This is a genomic window from Terrabacter sp. 2RAF25 (genome assembly GCF_052115265.1).
Lineage (GTDB): Bacteria > Actinomycetota > Actinomycetes > Actinomycetales > Dermatophilaceae > Terrabacter.
Map to the genome: position 1 here is coordinate 294,065 of NZ_JBFRGJ010000004.1, position 19,012 is coordinate 313,076.

At 71.8% G+C, this 19,012-nt stretch carries 14 protein-coding genes; 1 reads left to right on the forward strand and 13 read right to left on the reverse strand.

Features of this window, described 5'->3' with window-relative positions:
* The 9 genes from AB4091_RS13205 to AB4091_RS13245 form a co-directional block, all read right to left on the reverse strand.
* The gene (locus AB4091_RS13205; RefSeq protein WP_442292198.1) at window positions 1-1,458 is read right to left on the reverse strand and encodes a glutamate synthase subunit beta; all 1,458 of its coding nucleotides are present in this window, start codon (window positions 1,456-1,458) and stop codon (window positions 1-3) included.
* Complete coding sequence (gltB, locus tag AB4091_RS13210) at window positions 1,451-6,016, reverse strand: glutamate synthase large subunit (protein ID WP_442292199.1); 4,566 nt, start codon at window positions 6,014-6,016, stop codon at window positions 1,451-1,453. The genes AB4091_RS13205 and gltB overlap by 8 nt, the downstream gene beginning before the upstream one ends.
* A 197-nt stretch (window positions 6,017-6,213) precedes the next feature.
* Window positions 6,214-7,257: a prolipoprotein diacylglyceryl transferase gene (gene lgt / locus AB4091_RS13215; RefSeq protein ID WP_442292200.1), complete on the reverse strand. Its 1,044-nt coding sequence runs from the start codon at window positions 7,255-7,257 to the stop codon at window positions 6,214-6,216.
* On the reverse strand, window positions 7,254-8,054 hold the full coding sequence (trpA, locus tag AB4091_RS13220; RefSeq protein ID WP_442292201.1) for a tryptophan synthase subunit alpha: 801 nt from the start codon (window positions 8,052-8,054) through the stop codon (window positions 7,254-7,256). The genes lgt and trpA overlap by 4 nt, the downstream gene beginning before the upstream one ends.
* Window positions 8,051-9,307 carry a tryptophan synthase subunit beta gene (trpB, locus tag AB4091_RS13225; protein ID WP_442292202.1) on the reverse strand — a complete coding sequence of 419 codons (1,257 nt, stop codon included), beginning with the start codon at window positions 9,305-9,307 and terminating at the stop codon, window positions 8,051-8,053. Before trpB ends, trpA begins: the two co-directional genes overlap by 4 nt.
* 2 nt (window positions 9,308-9,309) lie before the next feature.
* Complete coding sequence (gene trpC / locus AB4091_RS13230; protein ID WP_442292203.1) at window positions 9,310-10,125, reverse strand: indole-3-glycerol phosphate synthase TrpC; 816 nt, start codon at window positions 10,123-10,125, stop codon at window positions 9,310-9,312.
* A gap of 5 nt (window positions 10,126-10,130) precedes the next feature.
* Window positions 10,131-10,400 (reverse strand): HGxxPAAW family protein, encoded by a 270-nt coding sequence (locus tag AB4091_RS13235; RefSeq protein ID WP_442292204.1) that lies wholly within the window; start codon window positions 10,398-10,400, stop codon window positions 10,131-10,133.
* A 58-nt stretch (window positions 10,401-10,458) separates the two neighbouring features.
* Window positions 10,459-11,052, reverse strand: coding sequence for a Trp biosynthesis-associated membrane protein (locus AB4091_RS13240; protein ID WP_442292205.1), 594 nt, complete (start codon window positions 11,050-11,052; stop codon window positions 10,459-10,461).
* On the reverse strand, window positions 11,049-12,626 hold the full coding sequence (locus AB4091_RS13245; protein ID WP_442292206.1) for an anthranilate synthase component I: 1,578 nt from the start codon (window positions 12,624-12,626) through the stop codon (window positions 11,049-11,051). The genes AB4091_RS13240 and AB4091_RS13245 overlap by 4 nt, the downstream gene beginning before the upstream one ends.
* Before the next feature lie 294 nt (window positions 12,627-12,920).
* Here AB4091_RS13245 and AB4091_RS13250 point away from each other — a divergent pair, with 294 nt between their 5' ends.
* Window positions 12,921-13,658, forward strand: coding sequence for a metal-dependent hydrolase (locus AB4091_RS13250; protein ID WP_442292207.1), 738 nt, complete (start codon window positions 12,921-12,923; stop codon window positions 13,656-13,658).
* A 3-nt stretch (window positions 13,659-13,661) separates the two neighbouring features.
* Here the strand turns inward: AB4091_RS13250 and hisI are convergent, their stop codons facing one another.
* The 4 genes from hisI to AB4091_RS13270 form a co-directional block, all read right to left on the reverse strand.
* Complete coding sequence (hisI, locus tag AB4091_RS13255; RefSeq protein ID WP_442292208.1) at window positions 13,662-14,069, reverse strand: phosphoribosyl-AMP cyclohydrolase; 408 nt, start codon at window positions 14,067-14,069, stop codon at window positions 13,662-13,664.
* Between the two features lie 161 nt (window positions 14,070-14,230).
* Window positions 14,231-16,042, reverse strand: a complete 1,812-nt coding sequence (locus tag AB4091_RS13260) for an ABC transporter ATP-binding protein (RefSeq protein WP_442292209.1) — start codon at window positions 16,040-16,042, stop codon at window positions 14,231-14,233.
* Complete coding sequence (locus AB4091_RS13265; RefSeq protein WP_442292210.1) at window positions 16,039-17,919, reverse strand: ABC transporter ATP-binding protein; 1,881 nt, start codon at window positions 17,917-17,919, stop codon at window positions 16,039-16,041. Before AB4091_RS13265 ends, AB4091_RS13260 begins: the two co-directional genes overlap by 4 nt.
* 49 nt (window positions 17,920-17,968) lie before the next feature.
* On the reverse strand, window positions 17,969-18,991 hold the full coding sequence (locus AB4091_RS13270; RefSeq protein WP_442292211.1) for a GNAT family N-acetyltransferase: 1,023 nt from the start codon (window positions 18,989-18,991) through the stop codon (window positions 17,969-17,971).
* Window positions 18,992-19,012 lie beyond the last annotated feature (21 nt).

Here is a 19,012-nt window from a genome sequence, read left to right on the forward strand (position 1 = left end):
TCAGACGGTGAGCGGCCGGTCGGTGGGCGCCACCGGCCGGGGCAGGGCGCTCGAGCCCGTGAGCCAGGCGTCGACGCCGGCGGCGGCGGCCCGGCCCTCGGCGATGGCCCACACGATGAGCGACTGGCCGCGGCCCGCATCGCCGGCGACGAAGACGCCCGGGACGGAGCTCATGAAGTTCTTGTCGCGGCGGACGTTGCTGCGCTCGTCGAGGTCGACGCCGAGCTGTTCGACGACACCCGGCCCCTGTGGGCCGAGGAAGCCCATCGCGAACAGCACCAGCTGCGCGGGGATCTCGCGCTCGGTGCCCGGCTTGGGCGTGAGCTTGCCGTCGATGAACTCGACCTCGGTGAGGCGCAGCGCCGCGACGTTCCCGTCGTCGTCGCCGACGAACTCGGTGGTGCTGACGGCGTAGACGCGCTCGCCGCCCTCCTCGTGGGCGCTCGCGACGCGGTAGAGCATGGGGTAGGTCGGCCACGGCTGCCCCGACGGGCGGTCGTCGCCGGGCTGCGGCATGATCTCGAGGCTCGTCACCGACGCCGCGCCCTGACGGTGCGCCGTGCCGATGCAGTCGGCGCCGGTGTCGCCACCGCCGATGACGACGACGTGCTTGTCGGTGGCCAGGACCTGGCCCTCGACCTGCTCCCCGAGGGCCGCTCGGTTGCCCTGAGGCAGGTAGTCCATCGCCTGGTGGATGCCGCCGAGCTCACGGCCCGGCACGTCGAGGTCGCGCGGCACGGTGGCTCCGAGTGCCAGGACGACTGCGTCGTAGCGGTCGCGCAGCTGGCGGCCGGTGATGTCGACGCCGATGTCCATGCTGTTGCGGAAGCGCGTGCCCTCGGCCTCCATCTGCGCGAGGCGGCGGTCGAGGACCGACTTCTCCATCTTGAACTCGGGGATCCCGTAGCGCAGCAGGCCACCGGGTTTGTCGGCGCGCTCGAACACGGCGACCGTGTGCCCCGCGCGCGTCAGCTGCTGGGCGGCGGCGAGACCGGCAGGGCCGGAGCCGACGACCGCGACCGTCTTGCCGGAGAGCCGCTCGGGCGGCAGCGGCTTGACCAGGCCCTCGTCGAAGGCGCGCTCGATCGTCGTGACCTCGACCTGCTTGATCGTCACGGCGGGCTGGTTGATGCCCAGCACGCAGGCCGTCTCGCACGGCGCCGGGCAGAGCCGGCCGGTGAACTCCGGGAAGTTGTTCGTCGCGTGGAGGCGCTCGATGGCGTCGGACCAGTCACCGCGCCACGCGAAGTTGTTCCACTCCGGGATGAGGTTGCCGAGCGGGCAGCCCGAGTGGCAGAACGGGATGCCGCAGTCCATGCAGCGTCCGGCCTGGCGCTGCAGCTGCCCGAGCTGCTGCTCCTCGTAGACCTCCTTCCAGTCCCGGATGCGGACCGAGACGGGGCGACGGGTCGGGAGCTCACGCTCGCGGGTGGTGAGAAAGCCCTGGGGATCAGCCACGGGAAGCCTCCATGATCCGGTTCCACACGTCGGGTCCGTCGAGGTCGAGGCCCTGGGCCTCGGCCTCGGCACGGACGTCGAGGACACGTTGGTAGTCGCGCGGCAGCACGAGCGTGATGCGCTCGCGCGCCGTCGCCCAGTCGTCGAGCAGGCCGCGGGCGACCGGCGAGTCGGTCCACCGCGCGTGGCCCTCGAGCAGCTCCCTGAGCGGCGCGTCGTCCTCGTCGCGCAGGGGCATCAGGTCGACCATCTCGGGGTTGACGAGCGCGGGGTCGAGGTCGAGGACGTACGCGACGCCCCCCGACATGCCGGCCGCGAAGTTGCGCCCGGTCGGGCCCAGGACGACGGCAGCGCCGCCGGTCATGTACTCGCAGCCGTGGTCGCCGACGCCCTCGACGACGGCGTGCGCGCCGGAGTTGCGCACGCAGAAGCGCTCGCCGACGATGCCGCGCAGGAAGAGCTGGCCGGTCGTGGCACCGTAGGCGATGACGTTGCCGCCGATGACGTTCTGCTCGGCGACCAGCGCCGCGTCGCGGTGGGGGCGCACGACGACACGACCACCGGACAGGCCCTTGCCGACGTAGTCGTTGGCGTCGCCGAAGAGCTGCATCGTCACGCCTGCCGGCAGGAACGCACCGAAGGACTGGCCGCCGGAGCCCGTCATCGTCAGCTCGATGGTGTTGTCGGCCAGACCGTGCGGGTGTGCCTTGGTCACGTGGTGTCCGAGCATCGTGCCGACGGTGCGGTTGACGTTGCGGACCGCGATCTCGGTGCGCACCTGCTCGCCGCTCTCGATGGCGGGCAGGGCCCGGCTCAGCAGCTCGTTGTCGAGCGCCTTGTCGAGGGCGTGGTCCTGGGTGGCGGACTGGTGGAGCGTGCCGCCGCTCGGGTTGTCGGCCACGGCGAGGATCGGGCTGAGGTCGAGGCCGGATGCCTTCCAGTGGGCGATGGCCTTGTCGAGGTCGAGACTGCCGACCTGGCCGACGGCCTCCTCGATGGAGCGGAAGCCGAGGGACGCCAGGTGCTCGCGGACCTCCTCGGCGATGTACTCGAAGAACGTCTCGACGAACTCCGGCTTGCCGGAGAAGCGCTGGCGCAGCTCGGGGTTCTGGGTCGCGATGCCGACGGGACAGGTGTCGAGGTGGCAGACGCGCATCATGATGCAGCCCGACACGACGAGTGGTGCGGTGGCGAAACCGAACTCCTCGGCGCCGAGCAGCGCGGCGATGACGACGTCGCGGCCGGTCTTGAGCTGGCCGTCGACCTGCACGACGATGCGGTCGCGCAGCCCGTTGAGCACCAGCGTCTGCTGGGCCTCGGCGAGACCGAGCTCCCACGGCGCTCCGGCGTGCTTGAGCGAGGTGAGCGGGCTCGCGCCGGTGCCGCCGTCGTGGCCGGAGATCAGCACGACGTCGGCGTGTGCCTTCGACACCCCGGCGGCCACCGTGCCGACGCCGATCTCGGCGACGAGCTTGACGTGGATGCGCGCAGACGGGTTGGCGTTCTTGAGGTCGTGGATCAGCTGCGCCAGGTCCTCGATCGAGTAGATGTCGTGGTGCGGGGGCGGCGAGATGAGGCCGACGCCGGGCGTCGAGTGCCGCGTCTTGGCCACCCACGGGTAGACCTTGTGGCCGGGCAGCTGGCCGCCCTCACCGGGCTTGGCGCCCTGCGCCATCTTGATCTGGATGTCGTCGGAGTGCGTGAGGTAGAGGCTCGTGACGCCGAACCGGCCCGAGGCGACCTGCTTGACGGCCGAGCGGCGCTCGGGGTCGAGCAGGCGGTCGATGTCCTCGCCGCCCTCGCCGGTGTTGGAGCGGCCACCGAGTCGGTTCATGGCGACCGCGAGCGTCTCGTGCGCCTCCTTGGAGATCGAGCCGTAGCTCATCGCCCCGGTGTTGAAGCGCTTGACGATCTCGCTGACCGGCTCGACCTCGTCGATCGGCACGGGCAGCCGGCCCGTGACGCCGGTGGGGCGGAAGCCCATCAGGCCGCGCAGTGTCATCAGACGCGAGGTCTGGTCGTCGATGCGCCCGGTGTACTGCTTGAAGATGTCGTAGCGACGCTGCCGTGTCGAGTGCTGGAGCCGGAAGACCGTCTCGGGGTCGAAGAGGTGCGGCTCGCCCTCCCGGCGCCACTGGTACTCGCCGCCGACCTCGAGCACGCGGTGCGGCTGCTGGACGCCGTCGGTCGGGTACGCGCGAGCGTGGCGCTCGGCCGCCTCACGAGCGATGACGTCGAGCCCGACGCCACCGAGCTGGCTCACCGTGCCGGTGAAGTAGCGGTCGACGAGCGCCTGCGACAGACCGATGGCCTCGAACACCTGGGCGCCGCGGTAGGAGGCGACGGTCGAGATGCCCATCTTCGACATGACCTTGAGCACGCCCTTGCCGAGCGCCTTGATGAGATTCCTGACGGCCTTCTCGGCCGTCACGCCCTCGATCTCGCCGGCGCGGACGAGGTCCTCGACCGTCTCCATCGCGAGGTAGGGGTTGACCGCGGCGGCGCCGTAGCCGATGAGCAGCGCGACGTGGTGCACCTCGCGCACGTCGCCGGCCTCGACGAGCAGGCCCACCTGGGTGCGCGTCTTCTCCCGGATGAGGTGGTGGTGCACGGCCGCCGTGAGCAGGAGCGACGGGATCGGTGCGAGGTCGCGGCCGGAGTCGCGGTCGGAGAGCACGACGAAGCGCGCCCCGCGACGGATCGCCTGCGAGACCTCCGCGAAGATCTCGTCGAGCCGCTCGCGCATGGCGGCCGCACCGCCGGTGACGTCGTAGAGGCCGCGCACGACGTGCGTGGCGTAGCCGGGCAGGTCGCCGTCGGCGTTGATGTGCACGATCTTCGCGAGCTCGTCGTTGTCGATGACCGGGAAGTCGAGCACGAGCTGGCGGGCGTGCGACGGCGAGGCCGACAGGGCGTTGCCCTCGGGCCCCATGTAGGTGCCGAGCGAGGTGACGAGCTCCTCGCGGATCGCGTCGAGCGGCGGGTTGGTGACCTGGGCGAACAGCTGGGTGAAGTAGTCGAAGAGCAGGCGGGGCCGCGACGACAGCACTGCGATGGGCGTGTCGGTGCCCATCGAGCCGAGCGCCTCTCCCCCGGACCTGGCCATCGGGGTCAGCAGGATGCGCAGCTCCTCGGCCGTGTAGCCGAAGGTCTGCTGTCGACGCGCGACGGAGGCGGCCGTGTGGACGATGTGCTCGCGCTCGGGGAGGTCCTCGAGCCGGATGAGTCCGGCGTGCAGCCACTCGGCGTAGGGCTTGGCGGCGGCGAGCTGGCTCTTGATCTCCTCGTCGCTGACGATGCGGCCGTGCTCGGTGTCGACGAGGAACATCTTGCCGGGCTGCAGCCGACCGCGCTGGACGATCGTCTCGGGCGCGAGCTCGAGCACCCCGGACTCGGAGGCCAGGACGACGAGCCCGTCGTTCGTGACCGTGTAGCGCCCGGGCCGCAGGCCGTTGCGGTCGAGCACGGCGCCGACGAGGGTGCCGTCGCTGAAGCAGACGTTGGCCGGGCCGTCCCACGGCTCCACGAAGGTCGAGTGGAACTCGTAGAAGGCCTTGCGGGCGGGGTCCATCGTGGCGTGGTTCTCCCACGCCTCGGGGATCATCATGAGCACGGCGTGCGGCAGCGACCGGCCGCCGAGGTGGAGCAGCTCGAGCGCCTCGTCGAAGCTCGCCGAGTCGGAGGCGTCGGGGGTGCAGATCGGGAAGAGCCGCTCGAGGTCGCCCGGGATGATGTCGGACGTCAGCAGGCTCTCGCGGGCGTGCATCCAGTTGCGGTTGCCCTTGACGGTGTTGATCTCGCCGTTGTGCGCGATCAGGCGGTACGGGTGCGCCAGCGGCCACGACGGGAAGGTGTTGGTCGAGAAGCGCGAGTGCACGAGCGCCAGCTCGGTGGCGAACGTCGGGTCGGACAGGTCGGGGAAGAACGGCTCGAGCTGGCCGGTGGTGAGCATGCCCTTGTAGATGATGGTGCGCGAGCTCAGCGACGCGAAGTAGACGTCGACCTCGTGCTCGGCCCGCTTGCGCAGGCAGAAGGCGAGCCGGTCGAGCCCGAGGGCGACCTGGCGGCCGATGGCGCTGCTGACGAAGAGCTGCTCGAAGGCCGGCATGCAGTCACGGGCGACGGCGCCCACGAGCTCGGCCTCGACCGGCACCTCGCGCCAGCCGAGCACCTTGAGGTTCTCGGCGACCGCGAGCTCCTCGATGCGGGCCTTGACGGCCGCCCGCTCGGCGGCGTCGCGCGGGAGGAACGCGAGCCCGGCGGCATACGCCCCGTTGTTCGGAAGCGTGAAGGGCACGTTGGCCCGGAAGAAGGCGTCGGGGATCTGAGTCAGGATGCCGGCGCCGTCACCCACGGACGGGTCGGCGCCCGTGGCGCCGCGGTGGTCGAGGTTGCGCAGCGCCGTCAGGGCGTGGTCGACGATGTCGTGGCCCGCCGTCCCCCGCATGGTCGCGATGAGGGCGACGCCGCAGGCGTCGTGCTCGAGCTCGCGTCGGTAGAGGCCGGAGCTCTCCGGGTGCGCACTGAAGAGGGCGCGGGTGCGGGTGTGCGGCGACATTTCACCGTCCTTCTGCTGGGACCTGGCCGCGACCGCGACCGGCCACACGACATGACTCAGGGCATGTGGACGGCGCTGGCCACAGGCTTGCTGCACGACGATATCGGAGAGGCCGCGCGTCCTACCTGTTGATACGGCGGATTCCGAATCGTGAGACGCCGTGCTCACCGCCGAGCGTACGTCCGGCGTCTGTCGCCTCAGGACTGGGCCGGACGGTCCGCCTCTGACGCCGCAGGAGCGGTGTCGTTTGACGCGTCGGCGTCGTCGCCGACCGAAGGATCTTCGGCCACCGCGGCAGGGCTCTCCCGGTCAGGCGTGTCGACGGGTGCGATGCCGGCCTCGTCGGCGTGGCCGTCGTCACTCGCGGGGGCCGGCGCAGGCGGCTGCTCCATGCGACCGAAGTGTCGCCACAGGTAGACGCCGAGCACGAAGACGAGGATCGAGACCCAGGTGTTGACCCGCTGGCCGAGGATGAGGTTGGCCGAGTCGGAGCGCATGTTCTCGATGACGATCCGGCCCACGGGGTAGCCCATGACGTAGGCCGCGAAGACCTGGCCGGACCGGGGCGCGTGACGGCGTCCGAGCCAGATCAGGAACGCCGCGAGCAGGAGGCACCAGAGGGACTCGTACAGGAAGGTCGGGTGGAAGAAGCCCTTGACGACGGGGTTGCCCTGCGCGTCGACGACCGCGCGGCCGGCGGAGGTGTCCCACTCGTAGATGCGCAGCTTCCAGGGCAGGTCGGTGGGCGCGCCGTAGATCTCGTTGTTGAACCAGTTGCCGAACCGGCCCATCGCCTGGGCGATCGCGAGCCCCGGGGCGGCAGCGTCGACGAAGTCGCGGAAGGCGACGCCGTTCTTGCGGCAGCCGATCATGGCACCGACGGCCCCGAGCGCGACCGCGCCCCAGATGCCGAGGCCACCCTCGTAGATGGCGAAGGCCTTCCACGGGTCGCCCCCCTCACCGAAGTACGGCTGGGGGGTGGTGATGAGGTGGTAGAGCCGACCGCCGAGGATGCCGAACGGGACGGCCCAGGCCGAGATGTCGATGGCGATGCTCTTGCGGTGCCCGCGAGCCTCGAGGCGGCGCTGCGTCAGCCACACCGCGACGACGATGCCCGCGAGGATGCACATGGCGTAGCCGCGGATCGGCAGCGGCCCGAGGTGCCAGACACCGACGCTGGGTGAGGGGATCTCGGCGGGGAACGCGACTCCCAGTGCCGGCACCGCGCCGAGCAGGCTCACGATCGACCCCTGCGTACGCCGTCGGCGAGCTCGCGGGCCAGGGCACCGAGCGCGTCGAGACCCTTCTCGTCGGAGTCGGCCTCGGTGAGGCAGCGCACGAGGGCCGAGCCGACGATGACGCCGTCGGCGAACCGTCCGACCTGCGCGGCCTGCTCGCCGGTCGAGACCCCGAGGCCCACGCAGACCGGCAGGTCGGTGTGCTCACGGGTGCGCGACACGAGCGCGTCGGCGGCCTCGCCCACGCTGGCCCGGGCGCCAGTGACGCCCATCACGGCCGTGGCGTAGACGAAGCCACGGCTCGCGGCCGTGACGCCGGCGAGACGCTCGGGGGTGGAGCTGGGCGCGACGAGGAACACCTTGTCGAGGTCGTTCGCGTCAGCGGCCGAGATCCACGGACCCGCCTCGTCGGGGATGAGGTCGGGGGTGATCAGGCCCGCGCCGCCGGCAGCCTTGAGGTCACTGGCGAACCGGTCGACCCCGTAGCGCAGCACCGGGTTCCAGTAGGTCATCACGAGTGCACCGGCGCCGGCGTCGGAGACCGCGCGGGCGGCGGTGAAGATGTCGGAGAGGCGCACTCCACCGGCGAGCGCGCGCACCGCGGCGTCCTGGATGACCGGGCCGTCCATGACCGGGTCGCTGTAGGGCACGCCGATCTCGACGATGTCGACACCGGACTCGACGAGGACCCGCATCGCCGCGATGGAGCCCTCCACCGTCGGGAAGCCGACGGGCAGGTAGCCGATGAGGGCCGCGCGCCCCTCCTCGCGGCAGCGTTCGAGGATCGGGCCGACACTCACAGCTGCTCCCCCACGCCCTTGGCGCCCGGATCGTCGGGCAGCCGGGTGCCGCCGTCGTCGTCGATGAGGCCGAACCACTGCGCGGCCGTGTGGACGTCCTTGTCGCCGCGACCGGAGAGGTTGACCAGGATGACCGCCTCGGGGCCGAGTTCGCGGCCGAGCTTCATGGCCCCGGCCAGGGCGTGGGAGCTCTCGATCGCCGGCAGGATGCCCTCGGTGCGCGAGAGGAGCGAGAACGCCTCCATGGCCTCGACGTCGGTGATGGGGCGGTACTCGGCCCGACCCGTCTCGAGCAGGTGCGCGTGCTCGGGCCCGACGCTGGGGTAGTCGAGGCCGGCCGAGACGCTGTGCGACTCGATGGTCTGGCCGTCGTCGTCCTGCAGCACGTAGGTGTAGGCGCCGTGCAGCACCCCGGGGACGCCCGATGCGAACCGCGCCGCGTGCTTGCCCGACTCGATGCCCTCTCCCCCGGCCTCGAAGCCGACGAGGCGCACGGACGCGTCGTCGATGAACCGGTGGAAGATGCCCATCGCGTTGGAGCCGCCGCCGACGCAGGCACAGACCACGTCGGGCAGTCGGCCGACGAGGTCGAGCACCTGCTGCCGGGCCTCGACCCCGATGACGCGGTGGAAGTCGCGGACCATCTCGGGGAAGGGGTGGGGTCCGGTCACCGTGCCGAGGACGTAGTGGGTCGTCGAGACGTTGGCCACCCAGTCGCGGAAGGCCTCGTTGACGGCGTCCTTGAGCGTCTTGCTGCCGTTGTCGACCGGCACGACGGTGGCGCCGAGCAGCCGCATGCGGGCGACGTTGAGCGCCTGGCGCTCGGTGTCCTTGCGGCCCATGTAGACGACGCACTCGAGGCCCAGCAGCGCCGCCGCGGTGGCGGTGGCGACCCCGTGCTGGCCGGCGCCGGTCTCGGCGATGACCCGGGTCTTGCCCATGCGCTTGGTGAGCAGCGCCTGGCCGAGGACGTTGTTGATCTTGTGCGAGCCGGTGTGGTTGAGGTCCTCGCGCTTGAGGATGACCCGGGCGCCACCGCAGTGCTCGGCGAAGCGCGGCACCTCGGTGAGGATGCTGGGACGGCCCGTGTAGGTGCGCTGGAGCCGCTCGAGCTCGCCGACGAACTCGGGGTCGACGACTGCCTTGCGCCATACCTCCTCGAGCTGCTCGAGCGCGGGGATGAGGGCCTCGGGGACGTAGCGCCCACCGAACCCACCGAACCGGCCCTGAGCCGGTGCCTTGGACGTCGTCATGCTCACTCCTGGTCGGCACCGGCGCGCGCGGCGGCCGCTGCCTCGATGAACGCACGCACGGCGTGCTCCGGCGCGCCGTCACGCACGAGTGCCTCGCCGACGAGCACGGCGCCGGCTCCGGCGCGGACGTAGGTCGCGACGTCGTCGGGGCCGGTCACGCCGCTCTCGGCCACGCCGACGACGCCGTCGGGCACGCGAGGCAGCAGGTCGGTGACGGTGCGCGGGTCGACCGCGAGGGTCTTGAGGTTGCGGGCGTTGACCCCGACGAGCGCCGGGTCGAGCGCGAGTGCGCGGTCGAGCTCGGCCGCGTCGTGCACCTCGACGAGCGCGGTCATGCCGAGCTCACGGGCCTGCTGGTGCAGGTCGTGCATGAGCGCGTCGTCGAGCCCGGCCACGATCAGCAGCACGAGGTCGGCGCCGTGCACCCGGGCCTCGGTCACCTGGTAGGGGTCGACCATGAAGTCCTTGCGCAGCAAGGGAGTTCGCACGGCCGCACGCACCTCGTCGAGGTCGGCGAGGCTGCCTGAGAACCGGCGCTGCTCGGTGAGCACGCTGATGGCGCTCGCTCCCCCGGCGGCATACGCCCTCGCGAGACGTCCCGGTTCGGGGATGTCGGCAAGGGCGCCCTTGCTGGGGCTCGAACGCTTGACCTCGGCGATGACCGCGACGCCCTCGGCGGAACGGATGCCGGGCATCGGGTCGAGCGCCGGGGCTACAGTGCCGAGGCGCGCCTCGAGCTCGTGGAGCGGCAGGGTGGCGCGACGACGCCCGAGATCCTCGCGGACGCCGCTGATGATCTCGTCGAGAACGGTCGGCACTGCTCTCAGCTCTTGCCGAGGGTCCCGGCGCCGGCCTCGTCAGGGGCGTCGACGACCGAACCGGCCTGCGCGTGGTGCTTGTCGGCGCCGTAGCCGGCCATCGACAGCACCTTGCCGGCGACGATGCCGCCCACGATGACGACTGCGCCGATGATGCCGAGGACGAGGCTGGGGATGACGACGGCGACCGAGGCGATCGCCGTGCCGAGCAGGATGACCCCGACCCCCGTCCAGGCGGCGGTGCTGTGACCGTGGTCCTCGTGCTGCTCTTCCATGGCGTCCTCTCGGTTGCGGTCGGCTCCACGCCCGTGCGGGCCGACGTTCCTCATTCTGTCAGGTCTCGTCTGGGGCGTCGCGCAGGGTCGGGTCGTGACCCTCACTGAGCTCGTCCCACGTGGTGCGGACCTCCCCGCGGGGCCCGCTGGCCGGCTTGGCACCACGCTCGTAGCGCCCCGAGAGGCCGGCCCAGGAGCGGCTGGAGGCGGCCGTCAGGACGGCGCCGACGGCCAGCAGCAGGGCCGCCACCACCGCGAGCCAGGCCCACACCGTGCTGGTTCCCGTGGCCGCGGGCGCCGTGGTGCGGGCCAGCTCGCGCGCCACCGCGTCGGCGACCGTGGTGACCGGGCGCAGCGCGACGAACAGCGTCATGAGCGCGGCCCCGATCGCGGCCAGCACCATGACGCCGGCCGAGACCGCGCGGATGACGCGACCGCCCGTCATCAGCCCGAGCAGCGCGACGACGCAGACGGCGCAGAGCCCGACGACGCCCGGGGCAGCCGCGCCACCGCTCACCTCGGTGACCGCGCGACTGAGCACGTCACGGGACTCGCCGCTCGCCCACGTGCGCGTCGTCAGGCCGAGCAGCAGCAGGGCAGGGACGAGGACCACGAGCGTGGCCCGCTTCTTGTCGAGAACGAATGCCCTCATGCGCGGTGGCTTCCCAGCGGTCGCAGGCCGCCGGCAGCGGCGACGGCCCGCAGCGCGGCGGCAGCCTTGTTGACCGTCTCCTCGTACTCGAGGTGCGGCACCGAGTCGGCGACGATGCCTGCCCCGGCCTGCACGTGCGCCTGGCCGTCCTTGATGAGCGCCGTGCGGATGGCGATGGCCATGTCGAGGTCGCCGGCGAAGTCGAGGTAGCCGACGACGCCGCCGTAGAGCCCGCGGCGCAGGCCCTCGTAGTCGTCGATGAGCGCCATCGCGCGCGGTTTCGGGGCCCCGCTCAGCGTTCCCGCCGGGAACGTGGCGACGAGGGCGTCGTAGGCGCTCTCGTCGTCGCGCAGGTCACCGACGACGGTCGACTCGATGTGCATGATGTGGGAGTAGCGGCGGATCGACATGAAGTCGACGGTGTCGACGGTGCCGGCCCGGCAGATGCGCTGGAGGTCGTTGCGCGCCAGGTCGACGAGCATGAGGTGCTCGGCGCGCTCTTTGGCGTCGCCGAGCAGCTCCTCGGCGAGGTGCGCGTCGTGGTCGGGGCTCTTGCCGCGCGGACGCGAGCCGGCGATGGGGTGGGTGATCGCCTGTCGGCCGGTGACCTTGATGAGGGCCTCGGGGCTCGAGCCGACGATGTCGTACGACGAGCCGTCGGGGTGGGGCAGGCGCAACAGGTACATGTAGGGGCTGGGGTTGCTGACCCGCAGGGCACGGTAGACGTCGAGCGAGTCCGCGTCGCACGGCACGGTGAAGCGCTGCGACACGACGATCTGGAACGCCTCGCCGGCGCGGATCGCCTCCTTGGCCTCCTCGACCATCTCCTCGAAGCCGGCCTGCGTGTGGCTGCTCGTCGGCTCGCTCATCAGGGGCTCGATGGTCGCCACCGTGCTGGCCGCCGGCGCCGCCAGCTCGTCGGTCATCCGGTCCAGCCTGGCGACCGCGTCAGCCCAGGCGTCCTCGATGCGGTCGTCGGTGGCGTCGTGGTTCACCGCATTGGCGATGAGCAGCAGGGAGCCGTCGCTGTGGTCGAAGACGGCGAGATCGGTCGCGAGCATCATGGCGACCTCGGGCAGACCCAGGTCGTCCCGGCCGTGGTCGGGGACCTTCTCCCAGTGGCGCACGGCGTCGTAGGTGATGGCGCCGACGAGCCCACCCGTCAGTGGAGGAAGCCCGGGCGTACGCGGGGTGGCGAGCGCGGCGACCGTGTCGCGGATCGCTGCCGTGGGGTCTCCGTCGACGGGCAGCCCGACCGGCGGCTCGCCGATCCAGTGGGCGTGGCCCTCGCGCTCGGTCAGCGTGGCGGCACTGCGCGCCCCGACGATCGAGTAGCGGGACCACACGCCGCCGTGCTCGGCCGACTCGAGCAGGAACGTGCCGGGCGCGTCCTTGGCGAGCTTGCGGTAGACGCCCACGGGCGTCTCGGCGTCGGCGAGCACCCGGCGTACGACCGGGATGACGCGACGGTGCTCGAGCGCGAGCTCGGTGAAGACCTCGAGGCTCGGCCACGTGCGACCCCAGGCGAGGTCGGCGTGCGGCGCGGGAGCGGGCGGGGTCGTCGTGTCGGGCACGGGCCCATTCTGGCCCACCCGGGCGCACCCGCCTGCGCCGGTTCCGTCAGCCGGGCGGCGACGACGACCCCGCTGCGGGGCGGTGGGTAACCCACGGTAGCCTCGCGCCGACATCAGTGCAGCGCGAGTCGGGCCCCGTAGGTCTTTGCGGCACAGGCGATTCCATGGCTGTCGCCCGTAGTCTGCCCTCCACGGCGCAGACCGGACCACGAAGGAGACGGCAGTGTCCCCGCAGAGCCGGCGTCACTGGCCCCCCTCGCTCCCCCGGCACCCCTCGCTCCCCCGGCGCGCGACGTGATCGGCCGCACGCACGCGACGTCCGGCGCCGTGGCCGTCCTCGCCGTCGTGCCGCTGCTGCGTCAGCACGGTGTCCCGGTGGACGGCTGGTCGGTGCCCGTCGCGGCCGTCGTCGGCGCCGGCTCGGCCATGCTGCCCGACCTCGACCACCCCTCGGGCACCATCGCCCGCTCGGTGGGACCCCTGACCACGGGACTCGCCCGGGCCGTCGGGTTCTGCCTGGGCGGGCACCGCAACGGGACGCACTCGCTGCTCGGGCTCGCGCTCTTCACCGGCCTCGGGGTGCTCGCGGCCGACACCGGCGGGATCACCCTCGGCCTCTACCTCGCGTTCCTCTTCGCCATCGCGTCGGCCGCCATGCACGTGTCGCTGGTCACGGTGCCGGTGCTGCACACCGTGGCGTGCCTCGTCGTCGGTGCGGCACTGACCCGTGGCGCCCTCTTCGAGTCGTTCTCACCGGCCGTCGTGCCGTGGGCGGTCGGCATCGGCACGACGGCCCACCTCGTCGGCGACATGGCCACCGTGCAGGGCTGTCCGCTGTTCTGGCCGTTCTGGAAGCACCGGTTCAACTACGCGTCGCTGAGCACGAACCACTTCACCGAGCGCTTCGTCGTGGGGCCGGCCCTGACGTTCGTGGCCATCTACCTCGTGGTGGATGAGGTGGGTGGGGTCGACATGCTCGGGCCTGCGTGGAAGGCGGCGGTGGAGGTGGTGCGCTCGGTCGTGCCGGCCTGAGGCTCAGGCCTCGCCGACGACGGCGGGAAGAACGCGGGCGTCGAAGCAGGTGCGGTCACCGGTGTGGCAGGCGGCGCCGACCTGGTCGACGGCGACGAGCAGCGCGTCACCGTCGCAGTCCAGACGAACCCCCTTGACCCACTGCACGTGGCCGCTCGTGTCGCCCTTGCGCCAGTACTCCTGCCGGCTGCGCGACCAGAAGGTGACCCGGCCCTCGGAGAGCGTGCGGCGAAGGGCCTCGTCGTCCATCCAGCCGACCATGAGAACGTCGCCGCTGTCGTGCTGCTGCACGACTGCAGCGACCAGGCCGTACGCGTCACGCTTGAGCAGCGCCGCGATGGTCGGGTCGAGCCGGGTGGGGTCGAGCGCAGAGTCGGTCGTGGTGGGGCCGGTCGTGGTCGGGTCGGTCACCCCGACATTGTGCCGCCGCCCCCACCGAACGCTGCGTTCGGTCTCGAAAGCGCCGGCAGAACGCAGCGTTCGAGACCGAACGCTGCGTTCGGTCTCGAAAGCACCGGCAGAACGCAGCGTTCGAGACCGAACGCTGCGTTCGGTGGGGGAAGCGGGGTGGGTCAGACGGCCTGCTGCTGGGCGACCCACGAGGCGTGCAGCCGGGAGTAGACGCCCCCGAGGCGGACGAGCTCGGTGTGGTGCCCCCGCTCGACGATGCGACCGGCGTCGACGACGATCACCTCGTCGGCGGCCTGGGCCGTAGAGAGCCGGTGGGCGATCGCGATCGACGTGCGCCCGCGAGTCAGCGAGTCGAGGGCCCGCTGGAGGCGGACCTCGGTGCTGGGGTCGACGGCCGAGGTCGCCTCGTCGAGGACGAGGAGGTCGGGGTCTGCGAGGTAGGCGCGGGCGAGCGCGACGAGCTGGCGCTCCCCCGCCGACAAGGACTCGCCGCGCTGGCCGACGTCGGTGGACAGGCCCAACGGCAGGGTCGAGGCCCACGCGTCGAGCCCCAGCTCGGTGAGGGTGAGCCTGACGTCGTCGGCGCTCGCCTGCGGCCGCCCGAACCGGATGTTGTCGAGGAGCGTGCCGTCGAAGAGGAAGCCCTCCTGCGGCACGAGCACGACCCTCGAGCGCAGCGAGGAGAAGCGGACGGTGCGCAGGTCGACCCCGTCGAGCAGCACCTGGCCGCTCGAGGGGTCCATCAGGCGCGTCAGCAGCTTCGCGAGGGTCGACTTGCCCGACCCGGTCTCGCCGACGATCGCAACCCTGCTGCGCGGCGCGATGGTCAGGTCGATGTCGTGGAGCACCGGCTCGCCGCCCGGGTAGGCGAACCCGACGCCGTCGAACTGCACGGTGATCGGCCCGCGCGGGAGCGTCACACCGGACTCGCCGGGGTCGGAGACGTCGGCCGGGGTGTCGATGATGCCGATGACCCGGCGCCAGCCGGCGACGGCGTTCTGCATCTCGTTGAGGATCTCGGTGGCCTGCTGCACCGGCATGGTGAAGAGGTTGACGAGGAAGAGGAACGCGAGCAGCTCGCCGAGCGTGAGGCTGCCGCGCGCGGCGAGGATCGTGCCGACGACGAGAACGACCCCAGTGGTCAGCCCCGAGACGAGCTGGCCCGACGTGAAGGCGATGACGGACCGCGCCTGTGCACCGATGGCGGCCTTGCGGTGCGCCTCGACCGCAGCGTCGATGCGCTCGGCGGTGCGGTCCTCGACGCCGTAGGCACGGATCGCCTGGGCCCCCACGACCGCCTCGGAGATCGCGCCGAGCATGTCGCCGACCCGCTCGCGCACCCGGGTGTAGGCACGCCCGACGATGCCCTGGAACTTGCGGATGATGACGAAGAGCGGCACGAAGCAGAGCCACACGACGAGGCCGAGCAGCGGGCTGTAGACGAGCATGAGCACCGTCGCGAGCGTGATCTGCGCGAGGTTGATCATGAGCATGAGCCCGCCGAACTGCACGAACATCGAGATCGTGTCGACGTCGGACGTCACCCGCGAGACGAGGGACCCCCGCCGCTCGGTGTTCTGGGTGAGCATCGCGAGGTCGTGGATGTGCCGGAAGGCCTTGAGCCGCAACGTTGCCAGCCCACTCTCGGACGAGCGGAAGAGACGCACGTTGACGAAGTACGCGGACAGCGCGGTCACCGCGACACCGACGAGCGCGATGCCGATGTAGACCGCGACAACCGCAGGGTCGGGGCCGGCCTTGGCGAGCAGCCCCTCGTCGGTGATGCGCTGCACGACGAACGGGACGAGCACGCGCCCCAGCGTCGACAGCACGGCCAGCGCGACCGTGACCCAGATGCCCTTGCGCAGCTCGGGTGAGAGCTCGACGCCTCGCTTGAGGGTCTGCCACGTCGACAGGTCCTTGCCGGTCGCCACGCCGTGGTGCTCGACGAGGACCTGGGAACGCATGCTCATCGCGAGACCTCCTCGGCCGGGCCGCGCCCCGGATCGTCGTCGAGGCGGAGGTCGCCGTCGAACTCCTCGTCGGCGGCGATCGCCTCGCGCTCGGCCGCCTCACGAGCGTAGGCGGTGACGAGGCGTTCGTAGCCGGCGCACCGGCCGAGAAGCTGTGCGTGCGAGCCGTGGTCGACGACGCGGCCCTCCTCGACGTAGACGACCTCGTCGGCGAGCAGGATGGTGGCCATGCGGTAGGCGACGACGAGGACCGTGGTGCCCGAGCTCGCCTCGCGCAGCCCACCGAGGATCGCCTGCTCGACGCTGGGGTCGACGGCCGACGTGGCATCGTCGAGGATGAGCAGCTGCGGCCGGCGGATCACCGCACGGGCCAGGGCGATTCGCTGTCGTTGCCCACCGGAGAGGCTGGCCCCGCGCTCGCCGACGTGGGTGTCGAGGCCGTCGGGCAGCCGCTCGACGAAGGTCGCCCCCTGCGCCACGTGGAGCGAGCGCCAGACGCTCTCGTCGTCGTGCGAGGCGCCCAACGTGATGTTGCCGCGGACGCTGTCGTCGAACATGAAGGTCTGCTGCGCCACGAGCGCCGCGACATCGCTGACGCCGCCTCGCCGGACCTCGCGCAGGTCGACCCCGTCGAGCAGCACGGCCCCGCTGTCGGGGTCGACGAGGCGCATCACGAGGTTGGTGAGGGTCGACTTGCCACTGCCCGTGGGGCCGACCACGGCGACCGTCGAGCCGGGCGACACGTCGAGGGTGACGTCGACGATGGCCGGGTTGAGGTCGGCGGAGCCGTCCTCGGTGACGATCTCGTAGGCGTACGCGAGCCGCTCGGCCTGCAGGTGGCTCGCGTTGCCGGTCGGCACCGAGCGGTCGCCGAACTGCATGCTGCCCGTCGCGTCGAGCACGGCGGAGACCCGGTTCCACCCGACGACCGCACGAGGCAGCTCGGCCAGCACCCAGCCGAGGGCGCGCACCGGGAAGGCGAGGATCGAGAAGAGGTAGGCGATCTGCACGACCTCGGCCGCTGTGAGCAGGCCGCTCCGCACCCGCAGCGTGCCGACGAACAGGACGGCCAGCGTGCCGATCGTCGGGATGGCCTCGATGGCGGGGTCGAACCGGCCACGGGTGCGGCCGACCTCGATGTTGGCGTCGCGCAGCTCGTCGGTGACCACGCGGAAACGCTCGGCCTCGTGGTCCTCGCGACCGAGCGACTTGACGATGAGGGCGGCCTCGAAGCTCTCGTGGGCCACCTCGGAGACGTCGGCGCGCAGCTGCTGGGCCCGCGTGACCCGCGGCGACATGGCGCGCTGGAAGGCGACGTTGGCGAGAAAGAGCAGGGGGAACACGGTGAGGCCGACGAGCGCCAGCCACGGGTCGACCACGACCATCTGGATGATGCCGAAGACCAGCATGACGACGACGCCGAGCGCCATCGGCAGCGGCGCGAAGATGTTCCACGTCGCCTCGACGTCGGCGTTCGCGTTCGACAGGAGCTGCCCGGAGGGGTGCTTGTGGTGCCAGCTGAGCGGCAGCCGGAGGTACTGGCGCGTCACCTGCCGGCGGTACATCGCGCCGAGGTTGAACATCGCGACGCCACCGGCGAGGCGTCGCCCGATCACGCCGACGGTGGTCGTCAGGACGACGGCGCCCATGACGCCGCCGATGAACCACAGCTGCGAGACGGTGACGTGGCGGGCCTGGATGGCCGGCGTGACCGCCTGCCGGACGACGTAGCCGATCGCCGCGGCGGTGAGGCTGGTCATCACGCCGTAGACGACGCTGCCGAGGACGGCGAGGGCGAACCACCGGGGCTGTCCCTTGATTCCCCGGCCGATGACGGCGAGACCCTCCCGCAGGGTCGAGGTGGTCGGGACGTTCACGCGATTCTGCTCCCCTGGTGCTGTGCTTTCCGGTCGACCCCTCAGCCTCTCACGCAGTGGCGACAACACCTGCACCGCTTCGCCTCACCCAGAGCCATTCCGGCCCCGCCTCGTCCTCGCGCCGGAACCCGAGCCGGGCGAGGACCCGATGGCTCGGCACGTTGTCGGGCAGCGTGTGCGCCACGACGCGCAGCCCCGCTGACTCGAGGGCCCGGACCATCCCGGAGAGGACGTCGGTCATGAGGCCCGCACCGCGTGCCGCGTCGACGAGGCCGTAGCCGATCTCGACGACACCGTCCACGGGCGGTCCGAAGCAGCCGATGGTGCCGACGGCGAGCCCGTCCGCGCGACGGACGACGTGTCGCGGCGTCCACGGGTCCGGACCCTCCGGTGGCATCGAGCGCACCGCGTCGAGGTCGTCCTCGCGCGGGTAGCCCGGCGCCCAGCCGCGACGCCGCGAGCCGGCCACCATCGCGTGCGCCTCGTCCGAGGTGACCGGGACGAGGCGTGCGAGCCTCGTCTCGATCGGCCCGGGCCCGATGGGCTCGGCGGCCGCCCCGGTGCGCACCCAGTGGCGCAGCACCCCGTCACGTGAGTCCTCCAGCACGCCGCCGCAGGCGGCGATCGTGCGCGCCGACGCCACGTTCGCGAGATCGCACGTGACGAGCACGGGGTCGATCCCCCGCCGTGCGGCGAGCACCAACGCCTGCGCGAGGGCAGCCTTCGCGACGCCCCGACGACGCGCTGCGGGCCGGACGGCATACCCGATGTGACCGCCCTCGGCGACGAGGGAGGGGGTGAGTGCGTGACGGACCGCGATGGTGCCGACCAGGCGGCCGTCCTCGAGGACCCAGCGGTAGGAGGACGCGACGCGCTCGGGCGGAAGCGGAGCTCGGGGGTGCTCCTGCCGACCGAGCCAGTCGACCCACTCGGCGAAGACCGGCGCGTCGGCGAGGACGTCGCGGTCCCTCGGGTGGTAGCCCGACCCGTGGATGGTGGTTCCGCCGAAGTCGTCGACCATCTCCCACCACGCGTCCGAGAGGTCGACGGTGGGGCGCACGAGCTCGATCACCGTCCGACCCTACGGAGGCGA

What these genes read in the sequence shown, in the direction of transcription:
- AB4091_RS13235 (WP_442292204.1), bottom strand. Translation starts at nt 10,400, where the DNA reads ATGGAAGAGCAGCACGAGGACCACGGTCACAGCACCGCCGCCTGGACG.
- gltB (WP_442292199.1), bottom strand. Translation starts at nt 6,016, where the DNA reads ATGTCGCCGCACACCCGCACCCGCGCCCTCTTCAGTGCGCACCCGGAG.
- AB4091_RS13240 (WP_442292205.1), bottom strand. Translation starts at nt 11,052, where the DNA reads ATGAGGGCATTCGTTCTCGACAAGAAGCGGGCCACGCTCGTGGTCCTC.
- AB4091_RS13260 (WP_442292209.1), bottom strand. Translation starts at nt 16,042, where the DNA reads ATGAGCATGCGTTCCCAGGTCCTCGTCGAGCACCACGGCGTGGCGACC.
- trpB (WP_442292202.1), bottom strand. Translation starts at nt 9,307, where the DNA reads ATGACGACGTCCAAGGCACCGGCTCAGGGCCGGTTCGGTGGGTTCGGT.